Below are 20,314 nucleotides of genomic sequence, written 5' to 3' on the forward strand. Positions count from 1 at the left end.
CACCCGTACCTGAACGTGGGCCAGATCGAAGGCGGCACCAACACCAATGTGATTCCCGGCAAGGTGGTGTTCAAGGTGGACCGGCGCATGATCCCGGAAGAAGACCCGGTGCAGGTGGAAGCGGCGCTGCGCGAAACCATCGCCACCGCCGCCGCCAGCTTTGCGCCACCGCGTGGCGGCAAGCGCTTGCAGATGGGCGTGCGCCGCATGCTGCTCTCGCGCGCCATGCAGCCCCTGCCCGGCAACGCGCCGGTGGTGAACGCCCTGCAAAAACACGGCGAGGCGGTTTTTGGCGAACCCATACCCGCGCTGGGCACACCGCTGTACACCGATGTGCGCCTGTACGTGGAGCGCGGCATTCCCGGCGTGATCTACGGCGCCGGCCCGCGCACCGTGCTCGAATCCCACGCCAAACGTGCCGACGAGCGCCTGGACCTGGAAGACCTGCGGCGGGCCACCCAAGTGCTGGCCCGCACCCTGCTGGACTTGCTGCAAACGCCCACCGCCTGAAGCCGCGCCTCAGGAACCGGCGCTGCCGGTTTTCCCTCTGACAGCAGGCCCAAAGTCCATGTCAGAATGAAAAATGATCGAAGGAGACACCATGACACCCGCTGAACAAGAGCTGCGCGACGCCGCGTTCGAATACCACCGCTCGCCCGTTCGAGGCAAGATTTCCGTCACCCCCACCAAACCCCTGTCCAACCAGCGCGACCTGTCGCTGGCCTACTCCCCCGGCGTGGCCTATCCCTGCCTGGCCATCGAGGCCGACCCCACCCTGGCGGCCGAATACACCGCGCGCGGCAACCTGGTCGGCGTCATCACCAACGGCACGGCCGTGCTGGGTCTGGGCAATATCGGCCCGCTGGCGGCCAAGCCGGTGATGGAGGGCAAGGGCTGCCTGTTCAAGAAGTTCGCCGGCATCGACGTGTTCGACATCGAACTGGCGGAAAACGACCCCGACAAACTGATCGAGATGATCGCGGCCATGGAGCCCACGCTGGGCGGCATCAACCTCGAAGACATCAAAGCCCCCGAGTGTTTCTACATCGAGAAGAAACTGCGCGAACGCATGGGCATCCCGGTGTTCCACGACGACCAGCACGGCACGGCCATCATCTCGGCGGCGGCCTTGCTCAACGGCCTGGAACTGGTCGGCAAGGCCATTGGCGACGTGAAACTGGCGGTCTCGGGTGCGGGTGCCGCCGCACTGGCCTGCCTGGACGTGATGGTGGGCCTGGGCGTGAAGCCCGAACACATTTTTGTCTGCGACTCCAAGGGCGTGATCTACGAAGGCCGCCCCGGCGGTTACGACGAATCCAAGGCGCGTTACGCCCAGAAGACCGAGGCCCGTACCCTGGCCGATGCGGTGAACGCAGCCGACGTGTTCCTGGGTTGCTCGGCGCCCGGTGTGATGACGGTCGAGATGGTCAAGAGCATGGCGGACAAGCCCATCATCCTGGCGCTGGCCAACCCCGAGCCGGAAATCCGCCCGGAACTGGCCAAATCGGTGCGGCCCGACTGCATCATCGCCACCGGCCGTTCGGACTACCCGAACCAGGTCAACAACGTGCTGTGTTTCCCCTACATCTTCCGGGGCGCACTGGACTGCGGTGCCACGCGCATCACCGAAGAAATGAAACTGGCCTGCGTGCGCCAGATCGCCGATCTGGCCAAGAGCGAGACCAGCGACGAAGTCGCCAGCGCCTATGCCGGGCAAGACCTGAGCTTCGGCCCCGACTACCTGATCCCCAAGCCTTTCGACTCCCGCCTGATCCTGAAAATCGCGCCCGCCGTGGCGCAGGCCGCCGCCGATTCGGGCGTCGCCACCCGGCCCATCGCCGACATGGACGTCTACCGGCAGCAGCTCTCGCGCTTTGTCTACCAGACCGGCTTGCTGATGCAACCGGTGTTCAACACCGCCAAGGCCATCGCGCCCTCGGCCAAGCGCGTGGCCTATGCCGACGGCGAAGACGAGCGCGCGCTGCGCGCGGCCCAGATGGCGCTGGACGAAGGTCTGGCGCGGCCGATCCTGATCGGGCGCCCCGCCGTGATCGCCGCGCGCATCGAAAAAGCCGGCCTGCGCATCCGCCTGGGCGTGGATGTGGAAAACGTCAACCCCGAAGACGACCCGCGTTTTCGCGTGTACTGGGAGCACTACCACCAGCTCATGGGCCGCAACGGCATCACGCCCGACATGGCCAAAGCCGCTGTGCGCCGCTCCAACACCATCATCGCCGCGCTGATGGTTTCGCTGGGCGACGCCGACGCCATGTTGTGCGGCCTGGTGGGCACCTTTGAAGTGCACCTGGAACGCGTGCACAACATCCTGGGCCAGAAGAAAGGAGCCAGCTGCTTTGCCACGCTCAACGCCTTGATGACGGACAACAAGACCATCTTCATCGCCGACACCTACGTCAACGAGGACCCCAGCGCCCAGGTTCTGGCCGAGATCGCTGCCATGGCGGCGCAACAGGTGCAGCGCTTTGGCATCCCGCCCAAGGTGGCCTTTCTCTCACACTCCAGCTACGGCTCGTCGCGCCGCCCTTCCGCGAAAAAAATGCGCCTGGCGCGCGACCTGTTTGTGGCGCAGCACCCCGACATCGAATGCGACGGCGAACTGCACGGCGATGCGGCCCTGAACGAAGACATCCGCGAGAGCTACCTCTCGGGCGGCTCCCTCACCGGTCCTGCCAACCTGTTGATCTGCCCGAATCTGGACTCGGCCAACATCTTGTTCAACGTGTTGAAAACCACCAACAGCCACGGTGTCACGGTCGGCCCCATGTTGCTCGGTGCGGCAGCGCCCGTGCACATCCTGAACCCGGCGGCCACGGTGCGGCGGGTGCTCAACATGACGGCGCTGGCTGCGGCACAGACCTCGGCAAACCCAGGCGCCAAGCCGGGTCAGAGCTAAGAATCTGGATCGGCCGCTGGCGCCCCCCCCAACGGGCAGCGCCGGTCGCCGGTGCGGCGCGCCCCACAAGAGTGCGCCACCCGAAAAACGCACCATTCAGGGTAATTCAGGATGCAGGTACTCGGCGCGCCCACGACAATGTGTATACACATTCTGTGCACCTGTGGGCACGGCTTTCTTCGCCGCTTGCCACCATCCCACGCTTGTTGGCACTCTTATTGCTGAGTGTTGTGTACACGGACCCGGCTCCCGCCCATCTGCCCCCTTCTTTCAACGGAGAATCCATGAACAAGCGCCATTTCTTCCACACCTTGGCCGCCCTGGCCACTGTGGCCACGCTGGGCACCGCCCACGCCCAGAGCACCCCGATCAAATTCCAGCTCGACTGGCGCTTTGAAGGCCCGGCCGCCCTGTTTCTGCTGCCCGAAGCCAAGGGCTATTTCAAGGCAGCCGGCCTGGACGTGACGGTCGATTCGGGCAACGGCTCGGGCGGCGCGGTCACGCGCGTGGCGTCTGGCAGCTACGACATGGGCTTTGCCGACATGGCCGCGCTGATGGAGTTCCACGCCAACAACGCGGACGCACCCAACAAGCCGGTGGCCGTGATGATGGTCTACAACAACACCCCGGCGGCGGTGCTGGCGCTCAAGAAGACCGGCATCACCAAGCCCGCCGACCTGAGTGGCAAAAAACTCGGCGCTCCGGTGTTCGACGCCGGGCGCAAGGCGTTCCCGATCTTCCAGAAAGCCAACAACGTGACCAACGTGGCCTGGACCGCCATGGACCCACCGCTGCGCGAGACCATGCTGGTGCGCGGCGACATCGACGCCATCACCGGCTTTGGCTTCACCTCCCTGCTCAACCTGGAAGCGCGCGGCGTCAAGGCCGAAGATGTGGTCGTCATGCCCTATGCCGACTACGGCGTGAAGCTGTACGGCAACGCCATCATCGCCTCGCCCAAGTTCCTGGCGGAGCACCCGGACGCGGTGAAAGCCTTCCTCAAGGCCTTCACCAAAGGCGCCAAAGACGTGATCCAGAATCCGGCGGCGGCGATCGAGTTCGTCAAGGCGCGCGACGGCATCATCAACGTGGCGCTGGAGACCCGGCGCCTGCAACTGGCGATCGAATCCGTGGTGGCCAGCCCGGACGCCCGCAAGGAAGGTTTTGGCCAGGTCGTTCCCGGCCGCTTGAGCCTCATGGCCAGCCAGGTCTCGGACGCCTATGCCACCAAGACCCGGATCGACCCAGCCGCCGTCTGGAACGGCAGCATGTTGCCGACAGCGGCCGAATTGAACATACTGCCCGCAGCCAAGAAGTAGGCGACGCGGTAGGCGATCTGCCACTGTGTCCACACCGGCAAAGGCCAGCCTGAGAGCTGGCCTTTTTTTGAGACCATCACACCATGCCCGATACCTCCACCGCTGCACCCGCGCCTGGCGACGCCTCGAACTTTGTCGACTTCGACCAGGTCTGGCTGGCCTACAACGATGAGCTGCTGGCCAAGAACAGCTTCGCGGTCGAAGACATCAACCTGAAGGTCAAGCAAGGCGAATTCATTGCCATCGTCGGCCCCTCGGGTTGCGGAAAATCCACCTTCATGAAACTGGCCACCGGCTTGAAAATGCCCAGCCGGGGCCGGATCCTGATCGACGGACAGCCAGTGACCGGGCCGCTGAAGATTTCGGGCATGGCTTTCCAGGCACCTTCGCTGCTGCCGTGGCGCACCACGCTCAACAACGTGCTGCTGCCGCTGGAAATTGTGGAGCCCTACCGCAGCAGCTTCAAAGACCGGCGCAAGGAATACGTGGAGCGCGCCAGCAGGTTGCTGGAAAGCGTGGGTCTGGGTGGCATGGAAAACAAGTTTCCATGGGAACTGTCGGGCGGCATGCAGCAGCGCGCCAGCATCTGCCGCGCCTTGATCCACGAACCCAAGATGCTGCTGCTGGACGAGCCTTTCGGCGCGCTCGACGCCTTCACCCGCGAAGAACTCTGGTGCACGCTGCGCGACCTGTGGGAGGCGCAGCGCTTCAACGTCATTCTGGTCACGCACGACCTGCGCGAATCGGTGTTCCTGGCCGACTCCGTGTACTGCATGAGCAAGAGCCCGGGGCGTTTTGTGGTGCAGCGCGACATTCCCATTCCGCGCTCGCGCGACCTCGAAGTCACCTACACCAAAGCGTTTTCCGACATCGTGCACGAGCTGCGCGGACACATTGGCGCGATGAGAGGGGCCACCTCCGCGCCGGCCTGACGGCCATCCCCCAAGGGGCAACAGCTGCGGCCCGTCCTGAGCTTGTCGAAGGGCCGTTCCACGGCACTCTGGGCTTTGGCACTTCACTCGCTGCGCATGTCAATCTTCGAAGGACACACATCATGAACAACAAACAACTGGAACGCTGGTCGCCCTTCATCCTGCTGGTGGCCATCATCCTGGTCTGGGAAGCGATCACGCGCGGCTTTGGCGTGTCGGAATTCATCTTCCCCAGCCCGTCGCGCATCTGGGAACAGACGATGGAGTTCAAGTACATCATCCTGGGCCACGCCTGGCGCACCTTCTGGGTGACCATGGCGGGCTTTGGCATCGCCATCGTGGTGGGTGTGCTGGGCGGTTTTCTGATTGGCAGTTCGCGCCTGGCCTATGCCGCCATCTACCCGCTGATGACCGCCTTCAACGCCTTGCCCAAGGCCGCTTTTGTGCCGATTCTGGTGGTGTGGTTCGGCATTGGCGTGGGGCCGGCGGTGCTCACCGCTTTCCTGATTTCCTTCTTCCCGATCATGGTCAACATCGCCACCGGCCTGGCCACCATGGAGCCCGAGCTGGAAGACGTGCTGCGGGTGCTGGGTGCCAAGCGCTGGGACGTGCTGACCAAAGTCGGCCTGCCGCGCTCCATGCCCTACTTCTTCGGTTCGCTCAAGGTCGCGATCACGCTGGCCTTTGTCGGCACCACGGTGTCGGAGATGACAGCCTCGAACGAAGGCATTGGCTACCTGCTGATCTCGGCCGGTTCGTCCATGCAGATGGGCCTGGCGTTCAGTGGCCTGCTGGTGGTCGGCATCATGGCCATGGGCATGTACGAGCTGTTCAGCTGGATCGAAAAGCACACCACGGGCTGGGCGCACCGCAGCAGTCAGGGCTAACCCCCCTGCGCGCCTGACGGCGCTTCCCCCCTGCTTCGCGGGGGGACGACACCTGCGGCCCGGCTGAGCCGGTTCCGCGGTGTCCCTGGACAACTGCCCTTCACTCCACTTTCTTGGCGCACCACATGAACCCTGATCAGATCCACCGGCACTTGCTCCACGCCAACACCGTGGCTCAACGTGCCGCCGCCATGGGCCGGCATCCGTTCGGGGCCTTGCTGGTGGCGCCCGATGGTGAAACGGTGTTGGCCGAGCAGGGCAATATCGACACGGTGAACCATGCCGAGTCCACCCTGGCGCGGCACGCGGCCAACAACTGGCCTGGCGAGTACCTGGGCCGCTGCACCCTGGTGACGACCTTCGAGCCCTGTGCCATGTGCACCGGCACCGCGTACTGGGCCAACATCGGGCGCATCGTCTACGGCGCGAGCGAAGCCGACTTGCTCGCGCTCACCGGCAACCACGCCGAAAACCCCACCTTGTCGCTGCCCTGCCGCGAAGTGATCGCACGCGGGCAAAAGGCGATCGAGGTGGTAGGACCCATTCCCGAACTGGTGGACACACTGACCGCACCGCACCGGGACTTCTGGAACCGGCGCTGATCCCGCTGCACGCGGCGCGCAACAACGCAACGCGCACGCCCACTTAAACTCCCCGCATGCCCTGGCACGCCCAACTCGAACTCAACTACCGCCGCGACGGTGCTCGCACCGTGCTGCAGCACCACCACAATGGCCCCTTGCGCATACTCAAAAGCCTGTACCCCGAGGGCGATGCCATCTGCCACAACGTCATCGTCCATCCCCCCGGTGGGCTGGTGGGGGGTGATGTGCTCGATGTGCAAGTGCACGTGGGCACCGGTGCACATGCGCTGGTGAGCACGCCGGGCGCTACCCGGTTTTACGCCTCCGAAGGTTTGAGCACCACGCAACAAGTGGCCCTCACGCTGGACGCAGGCGCGCGCCTGGAATGGTTGCCACTGGAGGCCATTGCCTATGCCGGCTGCGAAGCCCACAACCGGCTGAGTGCCACGCTGGCGCCCGGCGCCGAATTGCTGGCCTGGGACGTGACGGCCCTGGGCTTGCCCACGGCCAACAAGCCTTTTGATGCGGGCCGTTTCCACCAACGCCTGGAGATTCCCGGCCTGTGGCTGGAACAGGCCTGCATAGACGCCCAGGACCGCCGCCTGATGGCCGCACCGCTGGCGCTGGCGGGGCGGCGCTGCCTGGGCACATTGGTGCTGGCCAGCGGATCGCCCTTGGGCCGCGACCGGAGCGAGCAACTGCTGGAGACCGTGCGCGCCGCCCTGGCGGGCTGCGGACCAGAGGTGCAAGCCGCCGCGACCTGCCCCAACCCGCAAACCCTGGTGGTGCGCGCCCTGGCGCCTTTGGTGGAGCCGCTGATGGCCGATTTTCAGCGCGTCTGGCGCGCACTTCGCGCCAAAGCCTGGGGGCTGGACGCACCGCCGCCCCGCATCTGGGCGGTCTGACCGCGACAAAAGCGGCGCCATTGCCTGCCATTTCGGCGCTTCAGTGGCGAGGAAGGGCGAAACAATCGAGGCACGGCATTTTTTTGTTCCAATGCCCCCCTCCCCGCATGGCTTCACCTTCCTCCCATTACGCCGATGCCCGTGCCCTGGTCATCGACGGCAATCCCACCTCTCGCTCGATTCTGGTGTCGCAGCTGCGCGAGCTCGGGGTCGGCACGGTGACGCAATGCTCGCGCGTGCTGGAAGCGCGGCGCAAGCTGGAATTCAGCAGCTACGACGTGGTGATCTGCGAACAATCGTTCGACCGCGAAGAAAGCTCGGGCCAGGAACTGCTGGACGACTTGCGGCGCAACCAGTTGCTGCCGTTCTACACCGTGTTCGTCATGGTGACGGCCGAGGCCACCTACGCCAAGGTGGCCGAGGCCGCCGAGGCCGCGCTCGACGCCTACCTGCTCAAACCCCACACCGCAGGCAAGCTGCTGGAGCGCATCGAGCTGGCGCGCCAACGCAAGGCCGTGTTGCAAGACGTTTTTACCGCCATCGAAAAAGAGGACTTCGTCACCGCCGCCAACCTGTGCCTCAAGCGCTTTGCGGCGCGGGGGAACTACTGGCTGTACGCCGCGCGCATAGGTGCCGAGCTGATGCTGCGCAACGGGCGCATCGAAGACGCCCAGAAGATGTACCAGGCCGTGGTGGATGCCAAGACCGTGCCCTGGGCCCGCCTGGGCGTGGCCCGTGCACAGCTCGAAGGCGGGCACCCGCAGCGCGCGTCCAATACGCTGGAGAGCCTGATCGATGCCGAGCCGGGTTTTGCCGACGCCTACGACGTGATGGGCCGCGCCCAGTTCGAAATGGGCAACTTCGACAAGGCCATGGACACCTACCGCATGGCCACCACGCTCACGCCCGGCTCCATCCCCCGGCTGCTCAAACACGGCATGATGGCCTACTACACAGGCGACCGGGCAGAAGGCATGGAACGGCTGGAACGGGCCACCCGCATCGGTCTGGACTCCAAGATGTACGACCCGCAGGCGCTGGTGTTGATGGCGTTTGCCCACCTGGACAACAACGACCGCAAAGCCCTCACCCGCTGTTGCGACGACCTCACGCGTCTGGTGGGAAAAAACCCGGATTCGGTGCGCCTGCAACGCCTGTCCGACACCGCACAAGCCTTGAGCCTGATCCAGCAACACCAGACCGCGCATGTGCTCGAAGAGGTGCGGCGCATGATCGATGAGGTGCTGAACGCCGACTACGACTACGAGTCGGGTTGCAACCTGCTCGCCCTGATGTCGCAACTGGCCACGCGCTCCATCCACCTGACCGAAATGGAGGACACCGTCGAGACCCTGGGCAGGCGTTTCGCCACCAGCCGGGCGCTGACCGAGTTGCTGGCCCGCGTCGTCACCGAACAGCCCGATTTCGCGCAGCGCATACGCGCCAGCCACACGCAAATTCTCAAGCTCACCGAAGAGGCCATGACCTTGAGCCTGCACGGCAAGCCGCAAGAGGCGGTGAAAAAGCTGATGCAGCACGGCGAAGAAACCCGCAACGCCAAGCTGATCGAATCGGCCTACCTGGTGTTGCAGCGCTACGCCGAGCAGATTCCCGATCGCGAAACCTTGCTGGAAGCGGTACAAGCGCTGCGCGAGCACTTTCGCACCACCGACATCCACGCCGGGCTGGGCGATCTGCTCAAAAACGGCAGAACCGCCGGCGGCATCAGCATGCCGGGCGGCTACAAGGCGCCCAGCAAGGAAGGTCTGCTGGCCCAGTACGAACCGCTGTACCGAACACCCGCCCCACAGCCACCGGTCAACACCCCCAAATAGTGCGCAAGGGCACCATGCCGCATGGTGCTCTTGCCATCAGAAGCCGTTCGCACCGGTCTTGTTGCTATACCAGCCCCGTGCAAATTTCAGCGCCCATGTCTTTGGTGCGCTTGCAAGCGCATCCACATCAAATCGCCACCAGCTGGCGTATGCCCTTGTCGGCCATTTCGCTGCCCGGCCCCTGGGCAATCACCTCGCCACGCTCCATCACCAGGTAGCGGTCGGCCAGTGCTTCGGCAAAGTCGTAGTACTGCTCCACCAGCACGATGGCCATGTTGCCGCGGTCGGCGAGCATGCGGATGACACGGCCGATGTCTTTGATGATGTTGGGCTGAATGCCTTCGGTCGGCTCGTCCAGGATCAACAACTTCGGGCCGGCGGCCAGCGCCCGTGCAATCGCCAGTTGCTGCTGCTGCCCGCCCGACAAATCGCCGCCCCGGCGGTGCAGCATTTCTTTCAACACCGGAAACAGCTCGTACAGCTCGCCCGGCACCGGCGTGCCGCCCTTCTTCGTCGCCAAACCCATTTCCAGGTTTTCCAGCACCGTGAGCCGGCCAAAAATCTCGCGCCCCTGCGGTACAAAACCCACGCCCAGGCGGGCGCGTTCGTAGGGCGTGGCTTTGGAGATGTCCACACCATCGAGCGAGACGCTGCCGCTCTTGATCGGCACCAGCCCCATGAGCGACTTGAGCAGCGTGGTCTTGCCCACCCCGTTGCGGCCCAGCACCACCGTGACTTTGCCCAGCTCGGCAGAGAGGCTGACGTTGCGCAGGATGTGGCTGCCACCGTAGTACTGGTTGACTTCTTTGACTTCAAGCAAGCTCATGCTGTGTTCCTCTTGTGTGTGGGCTTGAGTGAGGTGCCGGGTCTCGCCCCGGCGGCCGACTCACTTTTCTTTGCTTCGCCAAAGAAAAGTGAGCAAAAGAAAGGCGAGCCGAAGTCCGGGCCGCTGCGCGGTTCCTTGCGCTGCTCGGTTCGCTCGAGAGGCGCGCAAACTCGGCTATCGCCTCAAACATGCGCGCCTCTTTTCCGAGCGCCCCTGCGCTGCTCAGCCCGGCCACACGGCAAAGCACGGATGCGGGGACCGACTTCCCTTCCGGCGACCGTGTCCCCGTATCTGCTCTGCGCCGTCGTGCGCTGGCGAGTAGCGCAGGGCTGGGCGGATCAAGGGGCGCGCGTGTCCGAAGGCCGCGCAGCGGACAAGTTTGCGCGCACCCCGCCCGGACCGAGCAACGCAGTGTGCCCGCAGCGCAGCGGAGGGACGGCGCATCCGGCTCGCCTTTTCTTTGCTTACTTTCTTTTGGCGAAGCAAAAGAAAGTGAGTCGGCCGCCGGGCCGAGACCCGGCCAAACCAAGCCACCGGAAATCAAAAGCTCATCGGCCAAGATAAACCTCGATCACGCGTTCGTCGGCCTGCACCTCATCGAGCGTGCCCTCGGCCAACACAGACCCCTCACACAACACCGTCACCTTCTCCGAAATCGTGCGGATGAAACTCATGTCGTGCTCCACCACCATCAGCGAATGCTTGCCCTTGAGCGTGAGGAAAAGTTGCGCCGTGCGTTCGGTTTCTTCGTCGGTCATGCCGGCCACGGGTTCGTCCAGCAGCAAGAGCTTGGGGTCTTGCATCAGCAGCATGCCGATCTCCAGCCACTGCTTCTGGCCGTGGCTCAGGTTGCCCGAAAGGCGGGCCGCGCTGTCGGCCAGGTGGATGGTGGTCAGCACCTCGGCCAGGCGGTCTTTTTCGGCGCCGGTCAGGCGAAACACCATGCTGTGGCGCACGCCCTTGTTTGTGGCCAGCGCCAGCTCCAGGTTTTCGAACACGCTCAGGTGTTCAAAAACCGTGGGCTTCTGGAACTTGCGGCCAATGCCCATGGCCGCAATCTGCGGTTCGCGGTAGCGCAGCAAATCGATGGTGCTGCCAAAAAACACCTGCCCCGAATCCGGCCTTGTCTTGCCGGTGATGATGTCCATCATGGTGGTCTTGCCCGCGCCGTTGGGGCCGATGATGCAGCGCAGCTCACCCGGCGCAATGTCCAGCGACAAGCCGTTGATGGCCTTGAAGCCATCGAAGCTCACATGCACGTCTTCCAGGTACAGGATGCGGCCGTGGGTGATGTCCACCTCGCCCGGTGTGTGCAGGCGCGAGAACCCGGCCTGGCGGCCGCCGGACTCGGTCTGCCCCATGGCCTGCGCGGCCCGTGCCTGCTCCAGGCGCTGAGCGCCCTCTTCCATCAAGTCGGGGGTCATGGCTGGCCTCCGTTCTGTGCCGCTGGCGCGGGTTGTGGTGACACCCTGGGTGGACTGCTGGCATCGGGCTTGGTCCCGCGCATCTTCTTCACCAAGCCCACCACGCCCTGCGGCATGAACAGCGTGACCGCGATGAACAGCGCCCCCAGAAAATACAGCCAGACTTCGGGAAAGGCCACGGTGAGCCAGCTCTTGGCACCGTTGACGATGAAGGCACCCACGATGGGACCGACCAGGCTGGCACGCCCACCCACGGCCGCCCAGACCGCGATCTCGATGCTGCTGGCGGTGCTGAGTTCACCGGGGTTGATGATGCCGACCTGGGGCACGTACAAGGCACCGGCCACGCCGCACATCACGGCCGAGATGGTCCAGATGGTGAGCTTGTATGGCAGCGGGTTGTAGCCGCAGAACATGACCCGGCTTTCGGCGTCGCGCACCGCTTGCAGCACGCGGCCGAACTTGGAATTCACCAGCCAGCGTGCCCACAGGAAAAAGCCCAGCAAGCTCACACCGGTCAAGACAAACAGCGTCATGCGCATGCCTTGTGTGGCCAGCGGCATGCCCAGGATGCGCTTGAAATCGGTGAAGCCGTTGTTGCCACCCAGACCGGTTTCGTTGCGGAAGAACAGCAGCAGCGCAGCGAACGTGAGCGCCTGCGTGATGATGGAGAAATACACGCCTTTGATGCGCGAGCGGAACGCGAAGTAGCCAAACACAAAGGCCACCACACCCGGCACCAGCACGATCAGCAGCAAGGTGGCGATGAAGCTGTCGGACAGCGCCCAATGCCAGGGCAGTTCCTTCCAGTCCAGGAACACCATGAAGTCGGGCAGATCGCTTTTGTAGTTGCCGTCGGTGCCGATCTGGCGCATGAGGTACATGCCCATCACGTAGCCACCCAGCGCAAAAAACAAGCCATGGCCCAGGCTCAGAATGCCGGTGTAGCCCCAGATCAGGTCCATGGCCAGGGCACAGATGGCGTAGCACATGATCTTGCCCAGCAGGCCGACCATGTAGTCGCTCAGGTGGAAAGCGCTGCTCTCGGGCACCAGCAGATTGAGCGCGGGCGCCAGGGCGCACACCACCAACAGGGCCACAACAAAGGTGCTCCAGCCGGTGCGCGTGAGCAAGGGGCCGCGGCTGGGCAAAACAAGCTCCGTTCGCCCTGAGCTTGTCGAAGGGCTCACCAAGACCTGGGCCGGGGCTTCGACAAGCTCAGCCCGAACGGCATTTTTGTCGGCGGTCATGCTTCCCTTCCCTTCATCGCAAAAATACCTTGTGGACGCTTCTGGATGAAGACGATGATGAACACCAGCACGGCGATCTTGGCCAGCACGGCACCGGCCCAGCCTTCGATCAGTTTGTTCAAAATGCCCAGGCCCAGTGCGGCGTATACCGTGCCGGCGAGCTGCCCCACACCGCCCAGCACCACCACCATGAACGAATCCACGATGTAGTTCTGGCCCAGGTCGGGCCCGACGTTGCCGATCTGGCTCAGGGCACAACCGGCCAGCCCGGCAATGCCCGAGCCCAGGGCAAAAGCATAGGTATCGATGCGCGCGGTGTTCACGCCCATGCACGCGGCAATGGGCCGGTTCTGCGTGACGCCGCGCACGAACAGACCCAGGCGCGTCTTGCTGATCAGCAGCGTCACACCCACCAGCACGGCGATGGCGAAAGCGATGATGACGATGCGATTCCACGGCAGGGTGAGGTTGCCCAGCAGCGTGACGCTGCCGCTCATCCAGCTCGGGTTTTCCACACCCACGTTCTGTGCGCCAAAAATGCTGCGCACGCCTTGCATCAACACCAGACTGATGCCCCAGGTGGCGAGCAAGGTTTCCAGTGGGCGGCCATAGAGGAAGCGGATCACCGTGCGCTCCATCACCGCGCCCACCAGCGCGGAGGCCAAAAACGCCAGCGGCATGGCGGCCAGCAGGTACCAGTCGAACCACTCGGGCAGGGCCTGGCGGAAGAAGGACTGCACCAGCCAAGTGGCGTAGGCGCCGATCATGATCAGCTCGCCGTGCGCCATGTTGATGACGCCCATGAGGCCGTAAGTGATGGCCAGACCCAGCGCCGCCAGCAGCAAGATGCTGCCCAGGCTCACGCCGGTAAAGGCCTCGGCCAGCGCGCTGGAGAAAGCCAGCGAGCGGTCGAGCCCAGCCAAGGAAGTCTTGAGCGCGGCCTTCACCCGCTCATCGGTTTCTGTTTCGATGCGCTGCATCAGCAGCGGGCGCACGATGGCCTTGTGCGCCTCGCCCAGTTTTTGCGCGGCTTGCAGCCGTTGGGCGGGGTCTTCGCTGGCCAGCAGAATCGCTGCCTGGGCCAGCTCCAGCGTCTGGCGCGCGTCGGCGTCCAGATCGGCCTTCAGCAGGCTTTCCATCAGCGGCAGTTGCGCCGCATCGGGTTCGTCAAAGCTCACGCGCTGCAAGATCAGAGCAGCCTCGCGTTGGCGTGCGGGGTCTCCGTCCACCAGCTCCATGCCGGCCAGCGCGGTATCGAGCGCGCTGCGCAAGCGGTTGTTCAGCATCACGTCTTCGGCGCTGTCGCCAAGAGAAACCGGGGCACCGCTGACCGCGTCGGTGGCGGTGTCGCCTTGCAGGATCAGCACCTGCTCGCCCTGCACACGCACCGCCTCTTCGCCCAGCGCGCGGATCAGCGCCGCAGCTTTTTCGTCTTTCGCCGAGGCCAGCCGGTTCAGGGTGGCGATGCGTTGGTCGCTATCGCCCGTGACCAGTTGCAGAGCGTCGGCGGACGTCAGCGCGTGGGACGGCACGGCGAGCAGCAGCCAGAGGGCGCACAGGCCCGCTTTCAACCAGAGATTCAGGGTGGGACGCATGGGTACGTCTTTCTTCACGCGTTGTGGGCTCAAACGCTTGGCGGTAGACCTTCGGCGTGGCGCACAGCACCACACCGCTCGTTGGATGGTTTGCGCCGAACCCCCGTTGCCAGGGCTTCGACGACATCGGCCCGGACGCAGGCCTGTGCGGCTTGGCGTCCGGGCCGCATTCAGCGCCCGATCACTTCGCCATGGCGACGTTTTTCTTGCCCTTGTTCTCGGCGATGTAGTCGCTCCAGGGATCGGCCACCACGGGGCCAGGCGTCTTCCACACCACGTTGAACTGGCCGTCGGCCTTGATTTCACCGATGAAGACCGGCTTGTGCAGGTGGTGGTTTTCCTTGTCCATGGTGGACATGAAACCGCCCGGTGCCTTGAAGGTCTGGCCAGCCATGGCAGCGATCACCTTGTCGGTGTCGGTGCTCTTGGCCTTTTCAACCGCTTGCGCCCACATGTGGATGCCGATGTAGGTGGCTTCCATCGGGTCGTTGGTCAAAGGCTTGTCTTTGTGGCCGGGGATGTTCTTGGCCTTGGCGTAATCGCTCCACTGCTTGATGAAAGCGGTGTTGGTCGGGTTCTTGATCGACATGAAGTAGTTCCAGGCGGCCAGGTGGCCCACCAGCGGCTTGGTGTCCACACCGCGCAGCTCTTCTTCACCCACCGAGAAAGCCACCACGGGCACGTTCTTGGCCGACAGACCGGCGTTGCCCAGCTCTTTGTAGAACGGCACGTTGGAGTCGCCGTTGATGGTCGAAACCACAGCCGTCTTCTTGCCTTCGGACGCGAACTTCTTGATGTTGGCAATGATGGTCTGGTAGTCGGAATGGCCGAAGGGGGTGTACTCCTCCATGATGTCCGACTCAGGGATGCCCTTGGCTTTCAGGAAAGCGCGCAGGATCTTGTTGGTGGTGCGGGGGTAGACGTAGTCGGTACCCAGCAGCACAAAGCGCTTGGCCGAACCGCCGTCTTTGCTCATCAGGTATTCCACCGCAGGAATGGCCTGCTGGTTGGGCGCAGCACCGGTGTAGAACACATTCTTGGAAAGCTCTTCGCCTTCGTACTGCACCGGGTAGAACAACAAGGCGTTCTTTTCTTCGAACACCGGCAGCACCGACTTGCGGGACACGCTGGTCCAGCAGCCGAACACGGCGGCCACTTTGTCCTGGTCGATCAGCTGCTTGGCCTTTTCGGCGAACAGCGGCCAGTTGGAGGCGGGGTCTACCACCACGGGTTCGAGCTTCTTGCCCATGACGCCGCCCTTGGCGTTGATCTCGTCGATGGCCATCAGGGCCACGTCTTTCAAGACGGTTTCGGAAATCGCCATGGTGCCCGACAGGCTGTGCAGCACACCGACTTTGATGGTGTCTGCCGCGTGGGCGGGCAGGCCCAGTGCGCCCAGGGCGGCGGCCACCGACAGGGCTTTGAGGGTAAATCGACGTTGCATCATGGGGCTTCTCCAGTTATTCCAAAAACATCCGGTTGAGGGGGTGACTCTTGCCGCTGCGCCACCCGTAGTCGGGCGGTTCACAGGGGACAACTGGATGCTAGGGAAGACCCGGAGGGGCGTCTGTACGCCGGGTGGCGTATGCCGGGGGTGGTGATTGGTTGATAGGGCCCTGGGGATTTGCCGTACCGAGCGGACCAATTCGCGTAACGCAACCCAATGAAATGCGCTCTCCCGCCTGTGACACCTGATGCCTGTGTGACCGAAATCGACCGGATGCAGTCGGTCCGTTCAAGGCGACATGGGCGTCGATGGAGTGAATGTCTTTCGATCGACAGTCATGAAAGACCGGCGCGGATAGCATCCCGACATTCCCTGCCCGATGTCCACGCCATGAACCGTCTCGATCCCGCCCCAGCCATTTCACCGTCGTTGCTGCGCAGCGCCGTCGATTGGGCTGTCTTTTCGCGACGCAGTATTCGCGCCTTTCTGCCCACCGAGGTGGACAGGAAAGACATCGTTTCGATTCTGGACGTGGCACGCCATGCCGCGTCGGGCGTGAACACCCAGCCATGGAGAGTGCATGTACTCACCGGTTCGGCAAAAGACCGGCTAAGCGCTGCGATCGCGGTTGTAGACGACAACCCATCGCAGGCACACTCGCTGGAGGAACCCTACACCTACTACCCGCTGGACTGGGTCTCGCCCTACCTGGATCGCCGCCGCAAGGTGGGGTGGGACCTGTACGGCCTACTGGGTATTTCGAAGACGGACAAGGCCCGCATGCACGCGCAGCATGGGCGCAACTACCGATTCTTTGACGCACCTGTTGGCCTGATCTTCACGATCGACCGGGTCATGCAGGCGGGCAGCCTGATCGACTACGGGATGTTTCTGCAGAGCGTCATGGTGGCCGCACGGGCCCGCTCGCTCGACACCTGTCCGCAGGTGGCTTTCACCAAGTTCCACCGAATCATTGCCTGCGAACTCGCCATCCCCGACCAGGAGATGGTGGTGTGTGGAATGAGCCTGGGCTACGCCGATCCAAGTCGCATCGAGAACTCACTGGTCACACACAGAGAAGGTGTGGATTCATTCACCACCTTCCACACCTAAAAATTATTGGAGACAACAGCATGGACCGAAGTCCCTATCGACAAGGCCTGGAACGTGTCGAAGCAAACCACGTCCCACTGACGCCCCTTGGGTTCCTGGAGCGCAGTGCACAAGTGCACCCCCAGCGGGTCGCGCTGGTGCATGCAGGGCTGAATCAGACCTGGGCGCAAACGCGTGAGCGAGCCAATCGCCTGGCCAGCGCGCTGGTGCGCCGTGGCGTGCAACGCGGCGACACGGTCTCCGTTCTGGCGCCCAACACACCTGCCATGCTGGAGGCGCATTTCGGCGTCCCCCTGTCTGGCGCGGTGCTCAACGCCATCAACTGCCGGCTGGACGCCGAAGGCATCGCCTTCATCCTGCGCCACGGGGAAGCGCGGATTCTGTTGGTGGACAGCGAGTTCTCCGGTGTGGCGCAGCGCGCCATCGCGCTGCTGGAGCAGCCACCCCTCGTGGTGCGGATCGATGACCAGCCCACACAAGGCGAATCGGGAATCGCGGCACTGAACTACGAGACCCTCCTGGCTGAAGGAGAGCCAGACTTCGACGGTATCTGGCCGATAGACGAATGGGACCCCATCGCGTTGAACTACACATCGGGAACCACCGGGGACCCGAAAGGTGTGGTTCCGAGCCATCGAAGCACCTACCTGATGAGCATGCTGCAGCTCACCGATTGGGCCGTTCCACGAGCGCCGGTTTATCTGTGGACTCTGCCGATGTTCCATGCAAACGGTTGGTGCTTCACCTGGGCCATCACCGCAGCCGCAGGCACCCACGTGTGCCTGCGCAAGGTCAGTGCGCAGACCATCTTCGATGCGATCGTCGAACATGGCGTGGACCACTTCTGCGCAGCCCCCACGGTGTTGGCCATGCTCGCCAACGCGACACCCGAAGAGCGCAAGCCCCTGCCGCGCCGGGTTCGCATACTTACAGCCGGGTCGCCACCGCCTGCCACGATCCTGCAAACCATATCGGCCATGGGGTTCGACGTGGACCACGTCTATGGCATCACCGAAATCTCGGGCACGCCGGTGAGCTGCGTGCAACAACCTGAATGGAACGCTTTGCCGGCGGCCGATCGTGCCCGCCTGCAAGCCCGCCAGGGCGTACGTGCTGCGGCCCTGGAAGCGCTGCGCGTCCTCGATCCCCAGACCCTGCTGGAAGTGCCGCACGACGGCACCACGGCGGGCGAGATCATGATCCGTGGCAACACCGTCATGAAGGGCTATCTGAAGAACCCCAGTGCCACCGGGAAAGCCTTCGAAGGTGGCTGGTTCCACACTGGCGACATCGCTGTCGTGCATCCGGATGGCTACCTCCAGATCACGGACCGGTCCAAGGACGTCATCATTTCCGGCGGGGAAAACATCTCGTCGGTGGAGGTGGAAGACGTTTTGCATCGACATCCGGCGGTGTTGTTCGCCGCAGTGGTTGCCCAGCCGGACGATCGCTGGGGCGAAGTACCTTGCGCCTTCGTCGAGCTCAAGCCGGGCGCGGATGCGGTCAGTGAGATGGAATTGATCGCGTTCTGCCGCAGCCACCTGGCGCACTTCAAGTGCCCGCGTCGCGTGGTGTTCGATGCCTTGCCCAAGACGGCCACGGGCAAGATTCAGAAATTCCGACTCCGGGACATCGCGGGTAGCCGCGATGCCATCACGCGGCTGTCTGGGCCAGTGTTGGACGCCTGAGCGGCGTCCAGCACTTCACGCAGCCTCGCGCGCCAAGTCTTGCAACACGTGGAGATCAATCACCTCGATGGATCCGTAGCTGACGCGAATGGCGCCCCGCTCCTGCAGCTCCTGCAGTGCCCGGTTCGCCACCTGGCGTGACACACCTGCAAGGCGTCCCAGCTCTTCCTGGGAGATCGTGATGCACCGCTCCGTATTGGGAAACAGCGCTGGGTTGAACAGGCCGGACAGGCTATAGGCCACTTGCGCCACGGTGTCTCCCAAGCGGAAGTTTTGAACAAGCGCCACGTAGTGCCCCAGGCGCGCATTGAGGTGCGCGATCAGCCAGAGAGCGAAGGGATGGCTTTCCTCCAGCAGGCTCAGAAAGTTGTCGCGCGGCAGGAATGCGACCTGGCTGTTGCGCAAGGCGACGATCTCATAGGGCCTCAGTTCACCTTTGAGCACCGCGCCTTCCCCGAACCATGCGCCCGCAGGAACGCTCGCAAAGCTGCTGCTCTTTCCGCCCTCGGATATGTTCTCCAGCTTGAGCATGCCGTCCATCACACCGAGCCAATGTGCAGAGGGGGTGGACCGCGCGCACACCGTGGTGCCAGCTGCAAAAGAAACGATCGAAATCGCTTGGCGCACCCGCTCGGCCTGCAAGTCCGTCAAACAGGTCATCCACGACGAATGAGAAAGCAGGCGCTCCAACGGATCTTCAGGCATGGCGTGTAGGAAGGTGAATCAAGACCACGATTTTCATGGGGATCGTTGCGAATAGCAAGAACACTGCTCGCCGTTTGAAGGAACCGCTGGATCGTCATATTCGTCCAAATGGGTTGTCCACTTTCCCCTCGATAAATGACTTGTTCTGGTCGTCAACTGCCCGTCACCGTTACGCGAACAACGCCGCTGCGAACCTAGATCCGCACACTTGCGCACCAGCCAAAGCCATGCCCCGTTGTAACAGGGGCAATTTGTGGGCTTCGGTGTCCAGCCTGGCACCTTGCCCGCTCAGCCCAAATCCTCAAGCCGCTAGCCGCTTCGCCTTGCGCGCCGAGACCGCCGAATAGCCGATCGACACGGCAATCAATACCCACAAGCAAACGGCAATGGGGCTCTTGGTGAAGAAGATGCTGAAGCTGGCAAACGATTCCAGGCGCTTCGCGAAGTAAACCCCGACCCGCGTCTCCCGGTCTGCAGGCATGGAGCGTGCCTAGGCTTAGAGCGTGCAGACGGTATGGAATTGCTGCGCTTCGTGGGCATGCAAACCGGTGCCCTTGTCGGGTGCCATATTGGCCAAAACGAACTGCTCGACAACAGCACCGGTGGCGGCCCGTTCGACGCCGAAGTCGCAGCAGATGAAGAAGTCAGGCGGACCCCATGCAAACAATAAATTGTCGCCTGGCTTGACGTGAGAAAAAGGCGGTCTTGAGCGCGTTCGTGTTCATGATCCAGGATGCTTGCCCCTGCGAATGGGCGGTGGAAGATCATGCCGACGCGATCGGAGCTGCAGAGCGTTCAGCGGGGATCGACATCGACCTTCGAATGGTGTGCATCGAAGACCTTGACGTCACGGTCGATCTCGAATCGCATCAGGTCTTCGCCCAGTACCA

General features: G+C 63.4%; 19 protein-coding genes. 12 read left to right on the forward strand and 7 right to left on the reverse strand.

What is annotated here, in order from left to right; all coding sequences use genetic code 11:
• The 8 genes from ABYB95_RS02940 to ABYB95_RS02975 all read left to right on the forward strand — a co-directional run.
• Window positions 1–510 (forward strand): M20/M25/M40 family metallo-hydrolase (locus tag ABYB95_RS02940; RefSeq protein ID WP_372656938.1); only part of this gene is annotated, 510 nt, incomplete at its 5' end.
• Window positions 511–601: 91 nt separating this feature from the next.
• Window positions 602–2,914, forward strand: coding sequence for an NADP-dependent malic enzyme (locus ABYB95_RS02945; RefSeq protein WP_372656939.1), 2,313 nt, complete (start codon window positions 602–604; stop codon window positions 2,912–2,914).
• 284 nt (window positions 2,915–3,198) lie between these two features.
• Window positions 3,199–4,233 (forward strand): ABC transporter substrate-binding protein, encoded by a 1,035-nt coding sequence (locus ABYB95_RS02950; protein ID WP_372656940.1) that lies wholly within the window; start codon window positions 3,199–3,201, stop codon window positions 4,231–4,233.
• An 83-nt stretch (window positions 4,234–4,316) separates the two neighbouring features.
• On the forward strand, window positions 4,317–5,165 hold the full coding sequence (locus tag ABYB95_RS02955) for an ABC transporter ATP-binding protein (RefSeq protein WP_372656941.1): 849 nt from the start codon (window positions 4,317–4,319) through the stop codon (window positions 5,163–5,165).
• Between the two features lie 122 nt (window positions 5,166–5,287).
• Window positions 5,288–6,052, forward strand: a complete 765-nt coding sequence (locus ABYB95_RS02960) for an ABC transporter permease (protein WP_372656942.1) — start codon at window positions 5,288–5,290, stop codon at window positions 6,050–6,052.
• 125 nt (window positions 6,053–6,177) lie between these two features.
• Entirely contained in the window at window positions 6,178–6,654 is a 477-nt protein-coding gene (locus ABYB95_RS02965; RefSeq protein WP_372656943.1) for a nucleoside deaminase, read from the forward strand.
• A gap of 56 nt (window positions 6,655–6,710) precedes the next feature.
• Complete coding sequence (locus ABYB95_RS02970) at window positions 6,711–7,541, forward strand: urease accessory protein UreD (RefSeq protein WP_372656944.1); 831 nt, start codon at window positions 6,711–6,713, stop codon at window positions 7,539–7,541.
• A gap of 107 nt (window positions 7,542–7,648) precedes the next feature.
• Entirely contained in the window at window positions 7,649–9,376 is a 1,728-nt protein-coding gene (locus ABYB95_RS02975) for a response regulator (protein ID WP_372656945.1), read from the forward strand.
• Between the two features lie 127 nt (window positions 9,377–9,503).
• Here ABYB95_RS02975 and urtE read toward each other — a convergent pair whose 3' ends face one another.
• The 5 genes from urtE to urtA form a co-directional block, all read right to left on the reverse strand.
• Window positions 9,504–10,196: an urea ABC transporter ATP-binding subunit UrtE gene (gene urtE, locus ABYB95_RS02980; RefSeq protein ID WP_372656955.1), complete on the reverse strand. Its 693-nt coding sequence runs from the start codon at window positions 10,194–10,196 to the stop codon at window positions 9,504–9,506.
• Between the two features lie 554 nt (window positions 10,197–10,750).
• The gene (gene urtD / locus ABYB95_RS02985; RefSeq protein WP_372656946.1) at window positions 10,751–11,626 is read right to left on the reverse strand and encodes an urea ABC transporter ATP-binding protein UrtD; all 876 of its coding nucleotides are present in this window, start codon (window positions 11,624–11,626) and stop codon (window positions 10,751–10,753) included.
• Window positions 11,623–12,777: an urea ABC transporter permease subunit UrtC gene (gene urtC, locus ABYB95_RS02990; RefSeq protein WP_372656947.1), complete on the reverse strand. Its 1,155-nt coding sequence runs from the start codon at window positions 12,775–12,777 to the stop codon at window positions 11,623–11,625. The genes urtD and urtC overlap by 4 nt, the downstream gene beginning before the upstream one ends.
• Before the next feature lie 95 nt (window positions 12,778–12,872).
• Window positions 12,873–14,471, reverse strand: coding sequence for an urea ABC transporter permease subunit UrtB (gene urtB / locus ABYB95_RS02995; protein ID WP_372656949.1), 1,599 nt, complete (start codon window positions 14,469–14,471; stop codon window positions 12,873–12,875).
• A gap of 181 nt (window positions 14,472–14,652) precedes the next feature.
• Window positions 14,653–15,915, reverse strand: coding sequence for an urea ABC transporter substrate-binding protein (gene urtA / locus ABYB95_RS03000; protein ID WP_372656956.1), 1,263 nt, complete (start codon window positions 15,913–15,915; stop codon window positions 14,653–14,655).
• 393 nt (window positions 15,916–16,308) lie between these two features.
• Here urtA and ABYB95_RS03005 point away from each other — a divergent pair, with 393 nt between their 5' ends.
• Both ABYB95_RS03005 and ABYB95_RS03010 read left to right on the forward strand, forming a co-directional pair.
• Window positions 16,309–17,031 carry a nitroreductase gene (locus ABYB95_RS03005; protein ID WP_372656950.1) on the forward strand — a complete coding sequence of 241 codons (723 nt, stop codon included), beginning with the start codon at window positions 16,309–16,311 and terminating at the stop codon, window positions 17,029–17,031.
• A 20-nt stretch (window positions 17,032–17,051) separates the two neighbouring features.
• Window positions 17,052–18,719 carry an acyl-CoA synthetase gene (locus tag ABYB95_RS03010; protein ID WP_372656957.1) on the forward strand — a complete coding sequence of 556 codons (1,668 nt, stop codon included), beginning with the start codon at window positions 17,052–17,054 and terminating at the stop codon, window positions 18,717–18,719.
• A gap of 15 nt (window positions 18,720–18,734) precedes the next feature.
• Here ABYB95_RS03010 and ABYB95_RS03015 read toward each other — a convergent pair whose 3' ends face one another.
• The gene (locus ABYB95_RS03015) at window positions 18,735–19,424 is read right to left on the reverse strand and encodes a Crp/Fnr family transcriptional regulator (RefSeq protein ID WP_372656951.1); all 690 of its coding nucleotides are present in this window, start codon (window positions 19,422–19,424) and stop codon (window positions 18,735–18,737) included.
• A gap of 301 nt (window positions 19,425–19,725) precedes the next feature.
• The gene (locus ABYB95_RS03020) at window positions 19,726–19,905 is read right to left on the reverse strand and encodes a hypothetical protein (protein ID WP_372656952.1); all 180 of its coding nucleotides are present in this window, start codon (window positions 19,903–19,905) and stop codon (window positions 19,726–19,728) included.
• A gap of 33 nt (window positions 19,906–19,938) precedes the next feature.
• Here ABYB95_RS03020 and ABYB95_RS03025 point away from each other — a divergent pair, with 33 nt between their 5' ends.
• Together ABYB95_RS03025 and ABYB95_RS03030 are read left to right on the forward strand one after the other, a co-directional pair.
• Window positions 19,939–20,094, forward strand: a complete 156-nt coding sequence (locus ABYB95_RS03025; RefSeq protein WP_372656953.1) for a hypothetical protein — start codon at window positions 19,939–19,941, stop codon at window positions 20,092–20,094.
• Between the two features lie 35 nt (window positions 20,095–20,129).
• Window positions 20,130–20,314: hypothetical protein (locus ABYB95_RS03030; RefSeq protein WP_372656954.1), on the forward strand; the 185-nt coding region annotated here is incomplete at its 3' end.

Origin of the sequence: Hydrogenophaga sp., from assembly GCF_041633695.1 — a bacterium.
Taxonomy (GTDB): Bacteria; Pseudomonadota; Gammaproteobacteria; order Burkholderiales; family Burkholderiaceae_C; genus Hydrogenophaga.